This window comes from Catellatospora coxensis (genome assembly GCF_016862635.1).
GTDB lineage: Bacteria > Actinomycetota > Actinomycetes > Mycobacteriales > Micromonosporaceae > Catellatospora > Catellatospora coxensis.
This window is the reverse complement of sequence record NZ_BONI01000081.1, coordinates 13,258-26,064: the sequence shown is the minus strand read 5'-3', so window position 1 is coordinate 26,064 and position 12,807 is coordinate 13,258. Positions and strand designations below refer to the sequence as shown.

12 protein-coding genes are annotated in these 12,807 nt (G+C 70.2%); 3 read left to right on the top strand and 9 right to left on the bottom strand.

What is annotated here, in order from left to right; translation table 11 throughout:
• Nucleotides 1–59: 59 nt before the first annotated feature.
• A complete protein-coding gene (locus Cco03nite_RS34180) occupies nt 60–449 on the bottom strand; it encodes a hypothetical protein (protein ID WP_203697990.1) in 390 nt (129 codons plus the stop codon).
• Between the two features lie 23 nt (nt 450–472).
• Nucleotides 473–712: a hypothetical protein gene (locus Cco03nite_RS34175; RefSeq protein ID WP_203697988.1), complete on the bottom strand. Its 240-nt coding sequence runs from the start codon at nt 710–712 to the stop codon at nt 473–475.
• Nucleotides 713–932: 220 nt separating this feature from the next.
• On the opposite strand from Cco03nite_RS34175, the gene Cco03nite_RS34170 reads away from it, so the two are divergent.
• Nucleotides 933–2,777 carry a cell division protein PerM gene (locus Cco03nite_RS34170; protein ID WP_203697986.1) on the top strand — a complete coding sequence of 615 codons (1,845 nt, stop codon included), beginning with the start codon at nt 933–935 and terminating at the stop codon, nt 2,775–2,777.
• Between the two features lie 7 nt (nt 2,778–2,784).
• On the opposite strand, the gene Cco03nite_RS34165 is transcribed toward Cco03nite_RS34170, so the two are convergent.
• Together Cco03nite_RS34165 and Cco03nite_RS43000 are read right to left on the bottom strand one after the other, a co-directional pair.
• On the bottom strand, nt 2,785–3,075 hold the full coding sequence (locus Cco03nite_RS34165) for a CD225/dispanin family protein (RefSeq protein WP_203697984.1): 291 nt from the start codon (nt 3,073–3,075) through the stop codon (nt 2,785–2,787).
• Between the two features lie 134 nt (nt 3,076–3,209).
• Nucleotides 3,210–4,232: a DUF4190 domain-containing protein gene (locus tag Cco03nite_RS43000; protein ID WP_203697982.1), complete on the bottom strand. Its 1,023-nt coding sequence runs from the start codon at nt 4,230–4,232 to the stop codon at nt 3,210–3,212.
• Nucleotides 4,233–4,421: 189 nt separating this feature from the next.
• Between Cco03nite_RS43000 and purN the strand changes: the two genes are divergently transcribed.
• Together purN and purH are read left to right on the top strand one after the other, a co-directional pair.
• A complete protein-coding gene (gene purN / locus Cco03nite_RS34155) occupies nt 4,422–5,027 on the top strand; it encodes a phosphoribosylglycinamide formyltransferase (protein WP_203697980.1) in 606 nt (201 codons plus the stop codon).
• 176 nt (nt 5,028–5,203) lie between these two features.
• Nucleotides 5,204–6,778, top strand: a complete 1,575-nt coding sequence (gene purH / locus Cco03nite_RS34150; protein WP_203697974.1) for a bifunctional phosphoribosylaminoimidazolecarboxamide formyltransferase/IMP cyclohydrolase — start codon at nt 5,204–5,206, stop codon at nt 6,776–6,778.
• Between the two features lie 83 nt (nt 6,779–6,861).
• On the opposite strand, the gene Cco03nite_RS34145 is transcribed toward purH, so the two are convergent.
• The 5 genes from Cco03nite_RS34145 to Cco03nite_RS34125 form a co-directional block, all read right to left on the bottom strand.
• A complete protein-coding gene (locus Cco03nite_RS34145; protein WP_203697973.1) occupies nt 6,862–7,902 on the bottom strand; it encodes an ABC transporter ATP-binding protein in 1,041 nt (346 codons plus the stop codon).
• Entirely contained in the window at nt 7,886–8,923 is a 1,038-nt protein-coding gene (locus Cco03nite_RS34140) for an ABC transporter ATP-binding protein (protein WP_203697971.1), read from the bottom strand. Before Cco03nite_RS34140 ends, Cco03nite_RS34145 begins: the two co-directional genes overlap by 17 nt.
• Before the next feature lie 6 nt (nt 8,924–8,929).
• Nucleotides 8,930–9,898 (bottom strand): ABC transporter permease, encoded by a 969-nt coding sequence (locus Cco03nite_RS34135; RefSeq protein WP_203697969.1) that lies wholly within the window; start codon nt 9,896–9,898, stop codon nt 8,930–8,932.
• Nucleotides 9,899–9,910: 12 nt separating this feature from the next.
• The gene (locus tag Cco03nite_RS34130) at nt 9,911–10,870 is read right to left on the bottom strand and encodes an ABC transporter permease (RefSeq protein ID WP_203697967.1); all 960 of its coding nucleotides are present in this window, start codon (nt 10,868–10,870) and stop codon (nt 9,911–9,913) included.
• Nucleotides 10,871–11,061: 191 nt separating this feature from the next.
• Nucleotides 11,062–12,690 carry a peptide ABC transporter substrate-binding protein gene (locus Cco03nite_RS34125; RefSeq protein WP_203697966.1) on the bottom strand — a complete coding sequence of 543 codons (1,629 nt, stop codon included), beginning with the start codon at nt 12,688–12,690 and terminating at the stop codon, nt 11,062–11,064.
• Between the last annotated feature and the right edge of the window lie 117 nt (nt 12,691–12,807).

The following is a 12,807-nucleotide window of genomic DNA, read 5'->3' as shown; positions in this document are numbered from 1 at the left end:
CGCAGGCACAAAGGTGGGCGTCCTCCCGATCGGGGAGGGCGCCCACCGCTCTTTTCCGGTCAGTAGCCGCGGTTGTTGACGGACATGCTTCCGCTGAACGCGCCGGCCACGCAGAGCAGGATCGCACTGATCACCTGCACCGCGGTGAACGCGATGCCCAGCCAGAAGGCGACCTTGCCCAGCGTCTGGTCGGTGCCGCGCTCCCGGGCCTCCTTCATGGACAGCCAGCCGAACAGGATGCCCAGCGGGGCGCAGCAGAACACGGCGGTGACGATGCCGATGATGCCGTAGATCAACGGCATGTCCTTGCCGCCGCCGCTGCCCGGTGCGGGCGGCACGCCGTACGGCGGAGGCGGTGGTGGCGGCGGTGGCGGCGGGTTGAGCGGCGGCGGTGCCGGTGGAGGAGTCACCGGTGGCGGCTCGTACGGCGGCAGCGGGTCGTTCGTCATGGGTTTCCCCTATCCCGACTAGGTCAGTTGAACTTCATCCCGCCGCTGGCGTAGCGGATGCCGTAGATGATGTTCCAGATGATGCCGATGACGCCGATGGCCATCGCGATGTAACCCAGCGTCGGCTTCTTGCCGACCTTCTTCGCCTCCTGAACCGACAGCCAGCCCAGGATCAGGCCGATGATGCCGCAGCAGCAGAGGCCCAGCACGATGCCGAGCACGCCGTACAGCGTCACCTTGTCGCCGCCGCCCTTGGGCGGCATGCCGGATCCGTACGGCGGCGGTCCCGGCGGCGGTGGCGGAACCGGTGGCGGCGGTGGCGGCGGCGGCACTGACGGCGGCGGCGGTGTGTAGGTCACGGCAAGCCTCCTCGATGAACGACCTTGTTCGCAGCGTAACCCTCCTAACTCGCATATCGGGTCGAAATGGCCACGGGGTAGGGTTCGTAGTCAACCCGGCTCGTTTGTGGTTAGGTAGCGCCTGATGACGGAGCAAGGTGACACCCTCGGCGTGCAGCCTGAGCTGCGGCGCGCTGCGCCCGGCGAGGGATCGGACGCTTACGCGCGGCCGGCTTCCGGCGGATCGCGCCCGGCCGACATCCGTGTGCCCGGCCCGGCCCCGTCCGAACGCGAGGTTGCCGAACCGGACGGTTCGCGTGGCGACACGCCGGAGGGGAGCGGAGCGGACACCGGGCGCGAGGCCGATCCCGGCCCGTCGGAGCGTGCCGCCGACGCTCGCCTGTCCGGGCAGGATGCGGCCGCCGCCCCGCTCGGGCGCGCTGCCGACACCCAGCCGTCCAGGCAGGATGGGGACGCGGGCGCGCCCGTGGGCGGTGCCGACGTCTTGGACGCGGGTGTGGATCAGGATGCCGGTGCGAGCGCCCGGCGCGATGCCCATGAGGATCCGAGGGTCGCCGAGGCCGATCCGGACGCCGCCGGGTTCGACGACGACGTGTACCTGGCCACTCGGGACACCGTCAAGATCGATCTGGCGCACCTGGCGGCGCGCGAGACCGTCAAGATCGACTTGGACCGGCCCCTGCCGCGGGAGCCGCTCGACGACGAGATCTCCACCCGGGAGACCGTGCTGCTGCCGCGCGGCCGGCCGGCCGGCATGCTGCGCCCGCGGGGCGCGCCGCTGCCGGTGGCCGCGCTGGTCAACACGGGCTGGGCGGCGCTGCTGGTGCTCGGGCCGCTGCTGCTGCTGACAGTCGCGGTGCGCTTCGCCGAGGGGGCTGTCGACTGGGGACTGTCGGTGCGGCTGATGCTGGCCGGCTGGCTGCTCGGGCACGGCGTGCCGATCACCGTCGGGATCGACGGCCGGCTGGGCGTCATGGAGCTGGCGCCGCTGGCGCTCACCGCGTTCGCGCTGTGGCGGGTCAACCGGGCCGGGGTGCACACCACCCGGGCCATGGGCGCCCAGGGCAGCGGTTCGATCCGGCACGCGGTGCTCGGCACGGCGGCCGTCGCCGGGGCGTACGGCTGCTTCGGCCTGCTCGCCGCGGTGCTGGCCGACGGCCCGGGGCTGTTCGTGACGCCGTGGCGGGCCGGGCTGCACTTCCTCGTGCTGGGAGCGGCGGCGGGCGCGGTCGGGGTGCTGCGCAGCGGCGGGGTGCTGCGCCGGCTGGCCCGGCACACGCCGGTGGTGCTGCGCGACGGCGTACGCGCCGGGGTGGTGGCGGCGCTGCTGGTGCTGGCCGTCGGCGCGGGCGCGGTGGGCCTCGCGGTGGCCATGAACGGCGCACAGGCCACCCACGACCTAGCAGGCTTCCACACCGGGGTGCTCGGCCAGGCCGGCCTGACCCTGCTGAGCCTGGTGTACGGGCCGAACTTCGCCGTCTGGGCGGCGTCCTACCTGCTCGGCCCGGGGTTCGCCGCGGGCACCCTGCCGCTGACGCAGCTGCCGGTGTTCGCCGGAGTGCCGACCGGCCCGCTACGGGGCCTGGGCTGGCTGCTCACGGTGCTGCCGCTGCTCGGCGGTGTGGCCGCGGCGGTGCTGATGGCGCGGCGGCGGCTGCGCCCGCGCCGGAACCGGCGAGGTGACGTGCTCACGCCCGAGCCGCGCTGGCTGCGGCTGTGCGGTTCGGCGCTGATCGCGGGGCTGGTCGCCGGGGTGCTGCTGGCGGCCGCGGGATACGCCTCCGGCGGGGTGCTGCCGGTGTCCGGGCCGGTCCGCACCGGTCCGGTGGTGTGGCAGGTCGGAGCGATGGCGACGCTGGTGGTCGCGCTGGGCGGCCTGCTCGGCGTAGCCGGCTTCTGGGTGCTGCGCGGTCTCCGACAGACCGAAGGGCGGCCCGCTGTGCGGACCGCCCGTCAGCTCGTGCAGTGATCGCTGATCACATGCCCGCGGCGCCGTTGGCGCCGATCACGAACACCTGCAGGGCGCAGCAGATGCAGCCGAGCGCCCAGCCGATGCCACCGATGATCAGGGCGAGCTTCGACCACTTCTTGGACTCGGCCGCCGCGGCCTGGGCGCCCGCGTAGTCGCCCGCCTGCAGCAGCGGGTTGACCTTGTTGGCGTTGATGATGGCCGGGATGGCCAGCGGCCAGAACAGGAAGATCGAGACGATCGACATCGTCAGGTTGTTGTCGATCTGCGGCTGCGGCTGCTGGGAACCGTAGGTCATGGAGACTCCAGGGGTGTTGGGGTGGTGGCTCGGAGTGAGCCGTTGCCAAACGTGCGGAGTCTAATAGCAAGTTGTGACGGACGTGACTGGTGGGACAGCTGATATCCGCTGTCCCACCAGTCGGCACGATTCGATCAGTTGAACTGCTGGTACTGGTCGTAGATCCGATCCTGCCAGCCGGTGGCGATACCGCAGATGGCGGCGATCATGGCGATGACGCCCAGCGCGATGGCGACCCAGCCGAGCCACGACATCGAGGCCGCGCCCTTCTTCACCTTGTTGAGGTGCATCGCGCCGAGGATGACCGCCGGAATGCCGCCGATGAACGGCGCACCGTTGAGCCACGGGCAGCAGCAGCACCCGGTGCCGATGATGCCGCAGGCCAGCGCGATCCAGCCGAACAGATTGTTCTGCCCGCCCGCCTTCTGGTACACGGTGCCCTGCGCGGGGCCCAGCGGCGGTGGCGGTGGCGGTCCCCCGATCGGCGGTGGCGGCGGGACCGGCGGCAGCGGCGTGCCGCCCGAGCCGTACACCGTGCCGCCGCCGGTGCCGTACGAGCCGGTCACCGGCGGTGGCGGGGGCGGCGCGGGAGCCGGGTACGGCTGCTCGGCGGGCTCGGGCCAGCCGGGCGGGGTGGGCGTGCTCGCGCCGATCGACGGCGGCGGGGGCACCGGTGGCATCGGCGGCGGCGGTCCCGGCGGCGAGGGCGGCGGTGGGGGAGTCGGTGGCGGCGGCGGCGCGGTCGGGTCGCTCATGGCGGTCGGCGGCGGCCCGAACTCCGGCGCGGGTGGCGGGTTGAACGGGTTGTCCACGCTGGCCGGCGGCTCCGGCAGGCTGCTGGGCGGCTCCGGCCAGACGCCACCGACGGTGCCCGGCGAGCCGGACTCCGGCGCGGGGTGCTCGGGGGCGGTCGGCGGTGCGAACTCAGGCGCGGACGGCGGCTCGGCGGCGGTCGGCTCATGCGCCGGTTCGGCGGCCGGGGAGACCGGCTCGGGTTGCCAGGTCGCGCCTTCGGGGGGTGCGGGAACCGGCTCGCTCGGCGGCGGTGGCACATCCGGCGAGGGCGGGGCGGGCGGCTGGTCCTCGCGCGACGGCGGCTGCGGCGGCCACGACGGCGGCTCCTCCGGCGGCTCCGGTGGTGTCGGCGGTTGCGTCAAGATCGGCTCCTCGCGTTCGGCAGCACGTGCGGGGTGACGGGCACCCGGGTGACCGGGCCGGTCGGCACGTTCTGGAATGCAGTTCTTCGCCCAATATCTACTTTATTTTCTCGTTTGTCGGGCAAAACGCCGTAAGTGCCCGCCGTACCCGGCGCGAGCAGCTTCTGCGCTGCCCGATAGGGTGCAGAGGTGACCGCTCGCCTCGTCGTCCTGGTCTCCGGTTCCGGTACCAATCTCCAAGCACTGCTCGATGCCTGCGCCGACCCCGCATACGGGGCGGCCGTCGTCGGCGTCGGCGCGGACCGCCACGGCATCGCGGGCCTGGCCCGTGCCGAGGCCGCCGGAGTGCCCACCTTCGTCGCCCGCGTCCCCGACTTCGCCACCCGGCAGGAGTGGGACGAGACGTTCACCGAGCTGACCGCGGCGCACCGCCCCGACCTTGTGATCGGCGCGGGCTTCCTCAAGCTGGTGGGCAAGGCGTTCCTGGACCGGTTCGGCGGACGCTACGTCAACACCCACAACGCGCTGCTGCCCGCCTTCCCGGGCATGCACGGCCCACGCGACGCCGTCGAGTACGGCGTGAAACTCGCCGGGGCGACGCTGCACTTCGTGGACGGCGGCGTGGACACCGGGCCGATCATCGCGCAGGTCGCGGTGCCGGTGCTCGACGACGACACCGAGGACACCCTCTCCGAGCGCATCAAGGACGCCGAGCGTGGCCAGCTGGTCGAGTACGTCGGCCGCATGGCACGCGACGGCTGGACCGTCAATGGCAGGAAAGTGATCGTCGGCTGAACGGACCGCCCTTCCACGCCGTGAAAACCCGGCCCGGGACGGCGACGACCGGGCGCGACGAGCAGACCACGGGGCCGGCGGCTCAGACCGGCCTCGAACCAGCGAGGAGAAGGTATGGGCGCGCCCGGCCACGGTGCGGGAGCTCATGCCGGCGACGAGCGTAGCGAGGAGATGGCATGACCACCGATGAGCGCAAGCCCATTCGACGCGCGCTGATCAGCGTGTGGGACAAGACCGGGCTGGAGGCCCTCGCCGCGACGCTGCGGCGGAACGGGGTCGAGATCGTGTCGACCGGCAGCACGGCGCAGCAGATCGAGACCACCGGCTCGCCGGTCACCCGGGTCGAGGAGCTGACCGGTTTCCCGGAGACCCTGGACGGGCGGGTCAAGACGCTGCACCCGCGGGTGCACGCGGGCCTGCTGGCCGACGTGCGCCTGGACACGCACCGCGCGCAGCTCACCGAGCTGGACATCGAGCCGTTCGACCTGCTGGTGTCGAACCTGTACCCGTTCACCGAGACGGTGGCCTCGGGCGCGTCCACGGACGAGTGCATCGAGAAGATCGACATCGGCGGCCCGGCCATGGTGCGCGCGGCGGCCAAGAACCACGCCAACGTCGCGGTGGTCACCTCGCCGGCCGACTACCACCTGATCGCCGCGGCCCTGGAGACCGGCGGTTTCACGCTGGGCGAGCGCCGCGCGCTGGCGGCCCGCGCCTTCGCCGACATCGCCGACTACGACGTCGCGGTGGCCAACTGGTGCGCCCAGGAGCTGGCCCCGCCGCAGGCGGAGGGCTTCGCCTGGCCGGAGTACGCCGGTCTCGGCCTGTGGCGCAGCAACGTGCTGCGCTACGGGGAGAACCCGCACCAGGCGGCGGCGCTGTACATCGACCCGGCCGCCGCGCCCGGCCTGGCCCGCGCGCAGCAGCTCGGCGGCAAGGAGATGTCGTACAACAACTACATCGACGCCGACGCCGCCTGGCGCACCGTGCACGACTTCGAGGGCGTGCACGCCGCCGCGGTGATCAAGCATGCCAACCCGTGCGGCATCGCGATCTCGTCGGTCTCCATCGCCGACGCCCACGCCAAGGCGCACGCGTGCGACCCGATGTCGGCGTACGGCGGCATCATCGCGGTCAACAGCGAGGTCACCGCGGAGCTGGCCCGGCAGATCGCGGAGATCTTCACCGAGGTCGTGGTGGCCCCCGCGTACGCGCCGGAGGCCGTGGAGATCCTGACCGCGAAGAAGAACCTGCGGGTGCTGCTCGCCCCGGCGTTCCGCCCGAACAAGGTCGAGCTGCGGCAGGTGTCCGGCGGCATGCTGGTGCAGACCCGCGACGACTTCGGGGCCGACGGCGACGACGCGGCCAACTGGCGGCTGGCGACCGGCGAGCCGGCCTCCGAGGAGCTGCTGCGCGACCTGGAGTTCGCCTGGGGCGCGATCCGGGCCGTCAAGTCCAACGCGATCCTGCTGGCCAAGGACGGGGCCAGCGTGGGCATCGGGATGGGCCAGGTCAACCGGGTCGACTCGTGCCGCCTGGCGATCTCGCGGGCCGGTGACCGGGCCGCCGGTTCGGTGGCCGCCTCGGACGCGTACTTCCCGTTCGCCGACGGTCTGCAGCTGCTGCTGGACGCGGGCGTGACCGCGGTGGTCCAGCCCGGCGGCTCGATCCGCGACGAGGAGGTCATCGCCGCGGCGAAGGCCGCCGGCATCACCCTCTACCTCACCGGCTCCCGCCACTTCGCCCACTGACGAAGACGAAGGAAGGGCACCTTCTTAACGGACGTCCGTTAAGAAGGTGCCCTTCCTTCTGACCTTGCCCTACGGCGCGGGAGTCAGCCGACTACCTGGCGCAGCTCGGCGAAGTGGCACGCGCTCGGGTGCGGGTCGACGCCGCGGCGGATCAGCAGCGGCTCCTCCACCGAGCAGCGCTCCTGGGCCTTCCAGCAGCGGGTGCGGAAGCGGCAGCCCGACGGCGGGTTGGCCGGGGACGGCACGTCGCCGGTCAGCCGGATGACGTCGCGGTGGGAACGGGCGTCCGGGTCCGGCACCGGCACCGCCGACAGCAGCGCCTGGGTGTACGGGTGCGTCGGCCGCTCGTAGATCTCCGCGTCCGTGCCGACCTCGACCATCTTGCCGAGGTACATCACGCCGACCCGGTCGGAGATGTGCCGCACCACGGACAGGTCGTGCGCGATGAAGATGTAGGACAGGTCCAGCTCGCCCTGCAGCTTCTCCAGCAGGTTGATGACCTGCGCCTGGATCGACACGTCCAGCGCGGACACCGGCTCGTCGCAGACGATGATCTCGGGCTTGAGGGCGAGCGCGCGGGCGATGCCGATGCGCTGGCGCTGTCCGCCGGAGAACTGGTGCGGGTAGCGGTTGATGTGCTCGGGGTTGAGACCCACGAGCTCCAGCAGCTCCTGCACCCGGCGCTGGCGGTCGCCCTTCGGCGCCACCTCGGTGTGGATCTCGTACGGCTCGCCGATGATGTCGCCGACGGTCATCCGCGGGTTCAGCGAGGTGTACGGGTCCTGCATCACCATCTGGATGTTGCGGCGCATGCGGCGCAGCTCGGAGCCGGACACCTTGAAGATGTCCTTGCCCTTGAGCATGGCCCGGCCCGCGGTCGGCGTCTCCAGCCGCATCAGCAGCTTGGCCAGCGTCGACTTGCCGCAGCCCGACTCGCCCACGATGCCCAGCGTCTCGCCGCGGTGCAGCTCGAAGCTGACCCCGTCGACCGCCTTGACCGCGCCGACCTTCTTCTTGAAGAGGATGCCCTGGGTGATCGGGAAGTGCTTGACCAGGTTCTCGACCCGCAGCAGCGGCTCGCCGGCCGGGCGGGCGCCCGCGACGTTCTCAGCGGAGTGTGCCATCGAGCATCTCCTTCGCGAAGTGGCACGCGCTGGTCCGGCCGTGGCCGAGGTCCAGCGAGAGGGGTGTTTCGGTGGTGCAGACCGCCTTGGCGTACTTGCAGCGCGGGTGGAACGCGCAGCCCGTCGGCGGGCGCATCAGGTTCGGCGGCAGGCCCTTGATGGTCGCCAGCTCGGTGCCCTTGGAGTCCAGCCGCGGGATCGAGTCGAGCAGGCCCTCGGTGTACGGGTGCGCCGGGTGCTTGTAGACGCTGCGCACGTCCGCGTGCTCGACGATGCGGCCCGCGTACATGACCGCGATGCGGTCCGCGACGTCGGCGACCACGCCCAGGTCGTGCGTGATCAGGATCAGGCCCATGTTCATGTCGCGGCGCAGGTCGCCGAGCAGGTCCATGATCTGGGCCTGCACGGTCACGTCGAGCGCGGTGGTCGGCTCGTCGGCGATGAGCACCTTGGGCTCCATGGCCAGCGACATCGCGATCATGACGCGCTGGCGCATACCGCCGGAGAACTGGTGGGGGTAGTCCTTGACCCGGGCCTTGGCGGCCGGGATCTTGACCAGGTCCATCAGCTCGACGGCCCGCTTGAGCGCGTCCTTGCGGGACAGGCCGGCCCGGGTGCGCAGCGTCTCGGAGATCTGCCAGCCCACCGGGAAGACCGGGTTCAGGGCCGACAGCGCGTCCTGGAAGATCATGGAGATCTCCTTGCCGCGTACCTGGCGGCGCTGCTCCTCCGACATGGTGAGCAGGTCCTGGCCCTTGTAGAGGATCTTCCCGCTCGGGATCTTCGCCGGCGGCATGTCCAGGATGCCCATGATCGCCTGCGCGGTCACCGACTTGCCGGAGCCCGACTCGCCCAGCACGGCCAGGGTCTCGCCCGGGTCCAGGTGGTACGACACGCCGTTGATCACACGGGCGACGCCGTCGCGGGTGTGGAACTCGACGTAGAGGTCCTTCACCTCGAGCAGGTGCCGGCCGGAGCCGGTGGGGCCGGCCGCGCCGGAGGTCACGTGGATGTCAGTCATGTCGGGTCACCGCAGCTTCGGGTCGAAGGCTTCGCGGATCGTGTCGCCCAGGATGACGAAGGCGAGCACGGTCAGCGCCAGGAACGTCGACGGCACGATCAGCGGGATGGGGTTCTCCCGCATGTAGGCCCGCGCGGTCGAGATGTCGATGCCCCAGGACTGGCTCGGCGGCCGCAGCCCGATGCCCAGGAAGGACAGCGTCGCCTCGGCGGCGATGAACGAGCCCAGGGCCATCGTGATGATCACGATGAACGGCGCCAGCGAGTTCGGCAGGATGTGCCGCCACATGATGCGGCCGCTGCCCGCGCCCAGCATCTTGGCGGCGTGCACGTAGTCCTGCTGCTTGGCGGTGATCACCGAGGACCGGATGACGCGGGCCGCGGTGGTCCAGCCGAGCAGGCCGAGGATGGAGATCAGCGCGAGCAGGATGGCGGTCTGGCCGCCGCCGGCGTTGGTGACCCGCTTCATGAACACGATGCCGGCCAGCAGCAGGGGCAGGCCCAGCACGATGTCGATCACGCGCGAGACGACGCCGTCCCACCAGCCGCCGAAGTAGCCGGAGGTGATGCCCAGCACCATGCCGAGGATGCCGGCCACCAGCGCCGCTCCCGCACCGGCCAGCAGCGAGTTCTTGGTGCCGTAGATGGACTTGGCGAACACGTCGCAGCCCTGCACGTCGTACCCGAAGATGGCCGCGCCGGACGGGTCGCCCATGCGGTGGCTCAGCGAGCAGGTGGTCGGGTCGGCCGAGGTGAACAGCGACGGGAAGGCGGCGATCAGCAGGACCAGCCCGACGATCACCAGCGCGATCCAGAACAGCGGGCGGCGGCGCAGTTCGCGCCAGGCGTCCGCGCTGGCGCTGCGGGGCTTGGACACCTCAAGGGTGTGCGGCTGGCCGGGCGCGTTCGGATCGCCGGCCGGTCCGGGGGTGGCCGTGTGCAACTCGGTCGCGGCCACGGACTCGAAGTCGGTCATGTCAGAAACCTCTTACTCGTACCGGATCCGCGGGTCGAGCACCGCGTAGAGCAGGTCGACGATCAGGTTGGCCACCAGGAAGACGATCACCAGCACGCTGACGATGCCGATGACCAGCGGGGTGTCCTCGGTCTTCAGCGCACGGTTCAGCTGGTAGCCGACGCCCGGGACGTTGAAGACGCCCTCGGTGACGATGGCGCCGGCCATCAGGCTGCCCAGCTCGACGCCGAGGAAGGTGACGATCGGGATCAGCGAGTTGCGCAGCACGTGGATGCCGATGACCCGGCGGCCGGGCATGCCCTTGGAGCGGGCGGTGCGGACGAAGTCGGCGCGCAGGTTCTCGCTGACCGAGGCGCGGGTCAGCCGCATCGCGGTGGCGACCGACAGCGAGCCGAGCACGATGCCCGGCAGCAGCAGCTCGAACCAGAGGCTGGGGTCGGACCAGCGCTCCCAGCCCCCGACGCCGCTCGCGGTGGTGGGGAAGATCTTCCACTGGATGGTGAAGAGGTACTGCGACAGCGGCGCGAGCACGACCGAGGGGATGCCGATCACCAGAAGCGTCAGCACGAGGGTGGAGTTGTCGAAGATGCTGCCTCGGCGGATACCGGCGATGACACCGGCGGTGATCCCGAAGATGATCGTGAAGAGGATGGCGATGGTCGCCAGCTGCATCGTCACGGGCCACGCGTCGGACAGGATGTCGTTGATCGAACGGCCGGTCAGCGTCGTGCCGAAGTTCGGCGGCCACTGCAGCAGGTCGCTCAGGTAGTTCCAGTAGCGCTGGAGGAAGGGCTGGTCGAGGCCGTACTTCTCGACCAGCTGGGCGCGCTGAAGGTCGCTGACGGGCTTCTCGCCGGCCAGGGCCTGGATGGGGTCGCCTCCGGTCCAGTACATCAGCGAGTACACGATGAACGTGGTCGCGATGAACACCATGATCATCTGGAGGAAGCGCCGCACAAGATAGCGGAACATCGTCGATTTCTTCTCTCACCGGGCAGCCCGTTTAGCACGAAATATCCGTGTTCTTCGTACCACGGGGCTGCGGTCGACGTGGTGGTGGTGCGCCTAACCGGGTCGGAGGACGCGGGGGCGGGGGGTCTCGGCGCGATGGTGGTGCCGGCCCGAGAGGACCGGCACCACCACCGTCAGTCGACCGTCAGGCTTCAGCCGGCGATCTGGATCTTGTTGAGGTCGACCCGGTTGAACAGGTCGATGTGAACGTCCTTGACGTTGGTCGAGTGACCGAAGACGTTCTGGCCGAAGCGCAGCGGAAGCACCGGCATGTCCTTGGCGAGGATGTCCTCGGCCTCCTGGTACTTCTTGATGGCCTCGTCCTGCGTCGCCGCGGCCGAGCCCTCCTTCAGCAGGTTGTCGAAGGTGGGGTTGCTGTAGCCGTAGTAGTTCGAGGAACCACCGGTCGAGTACAGCGGGCCGAGGTAGTTCTCCATGGACGGGTAGTCCATGACCCAGCCCATGCGGAACATGCCGACGTCCTTCTTCGCCTTGACCTTGGTGAGCAGGTCGGCGAACTTCGGCTCGGGGGTGCCGACGCACTCCACGCCCAGGTTGGCCTTCAGCTGGTTGCAGGTCGCGTCGACCCACTCCTGGTGGCCGCCGTCGGTGTTGTACGTGATGTTGAGCGACTTCGGACCGCCCGCGGCCTCGTACTGCTTCTTGGCCTCGGTCGGGTTGAACTCGCACGCCGCGCCACAGGTCTTGTCGCGGTAGCCCGCGACGACCGGGGAGACGAAGGAGTAGGCGGCCTTCTGCGAACCCTGGAAGACCTTGTTCGCGATCTCCTCGCGGTCGATCGCCATGGAGATCGCCTTACGGACCTCGGGCTTCTCGAAACGCTTGTCGAAGGTCGGGAAGGCGAGCACCTGCAGGGTCGACGCCGGGCTGGTCTGGTAGCGGTCACCCAGGTCGCCGGTGGCCGTGGACAGGCTGGCGGTCGGGATCTGCTTCACCACGTCCAGGTTGTTGGCCTGGAGGTCGGCGTACTCGGCGTCGCTGTTCTGGTAGATCTTGAACAGCGCGCCGCCGATGGTCGGCTTGGTGCCGGCGAAGGCGTCGTACTTCTCGACCTCGACCTGGGCGTCGTGCTGCCACGAGCCCTTGATCTTGAACGGGCCGTTGCCGATGGGGGCGTCCTCGTAGCTCTTGGCCAGGACCAGCGGCGAAGCGGTCGCGCTCTCGAACGCGGCGTTCGGCAGGGGGTAGAACGCGGTGTAGCCCAGCAGGGCCTTGAACTCGCTGAACGGCGCGTTCAGGGTCACCGTGAAGGTCTTGTCGTCGACCTTCTTGAGACCGGTGAGGGCGGTCGCCGTCGGCTTGGTGTTCGCGTCGGCAGGGTTGAGGTCCTTGTAGCCCTCGACCTTGTCGAAGAAGTAGTTGTTGTCCTGGGCGTTCGGGCCGTAGGCCGCGTAGTTCCAGGCGTTGATGTAGCTGTCGGCGGTGACCGGCTCGCCGTTGTGGAACGTCCAGCCGTCCTTCAGCTTGATCGTCCAGGTCTTGTTGTCGGTGGTGCTGATCTCCTGCGCGGCCACCTCGAAGGGCTTGTTGGCCTCGTCGAAGTCGACCAGGGGGGCGAACAGCGCGGCCAGCACCTGGGAGCCACTGGTCTCCGCGGTGTTGGACGGGATCAGGTGCTTCGGTTCGGCGATGCCGATGGAAACCACACCATTGGGGTTGGCGCTACCCGAGTCGCTGCCACCGCTCTTGCCACAGGCCGACAGGCCGAGAGTGACAGCAAGCGGGAGAGCAGCCCAGGCTGCGAGCCTACGGACCTGCATTGAGCCTCCTCATCTCCTACGTCGCACCTCACGACGGCAGGCTGACCAGCCGTTGTCACGCAGTGCAACGTCCGGCAAAGGTAGGACGAAGCTCGGCCCGGCACCAAACCCACGGGT

Excerpts from the sequence above, each read along its gene's own strand:
- Cco03nite_RS34135 (WP_203697969.1), bottom strand. The coding sequence starts at position 9,898 with ATGACCGACTTCGAGTCCGTGGCCGCGACCGAGTTGCACACGGCCACC.
- Cco03nite_RS34130 (WP_203697967.1), bottom strand. The coding sequence starts at position 10,870 with ATGTTCCGCTATCTTGTGCGGCGCTTCCTCCAGATGATCATGGTGTTC.
- purH (WP_203697974.1), top strand. The coding sequence starts at position 5,204 with ATGACCACCGATGAGCGCAAGCCCATTCGACGCGCGCTGATCAGCGTG.
- Cco03nite_RS34165 (WP_203697984.1), bottom strand. The coding sequence starts at position 3,075 with ATGACCTACGGTTCCCAGCAGCCGCAGCCGCAGATCGACAACAACCTG.
- Cco03nite_RS34140 (WP_203697971.1), bottom strand. The coding sequence starts at position 8,923 with ATGACTGACATCCACGTGACCTCCGGCGCGGCCGGCCCCACCGGCTCC.
- Cco03nite_RS34145 (WP_203697973.1), bottom strand. The coding sequence starts at position 7,902 with ATGGCACACTCCGCTGAGAACGTCGCGGGCGCCCGCCCGGCCGGCGAG.
- Cco03nite_RS34125 (WP_203697966.1), bottom strand. The coding sequence starts at position 12,690 with ATGCAGGTCCGTAGGCTCGCAGCCTGGGCTGCTCTCCCGCTTGCTGTC.
- Cco03nite_RS34170 (WP_203697986.1), top strand. The coding sequence starts at position 933 with ATGACGGAGCAAGGTGACACCCTCGGCGTGCAGCCTGAGCTGCGGCGC.
- Cco03nite_RS34175 (WP_203697988.1), bottom strand. The coding sequence starts at position 712 with ATGCCGCCCAAGGGCGGCGGCGACAAGGTGACGCTGTACGGCGTGCTC.
- Cco03nite_RS34180 (WP_203697990.1), bottom strand. The coding sequence starts at position 449 with ATGACGAACGACCCGCTGCCGCCGTACGAGCCGCCACCGGTGACTCCT.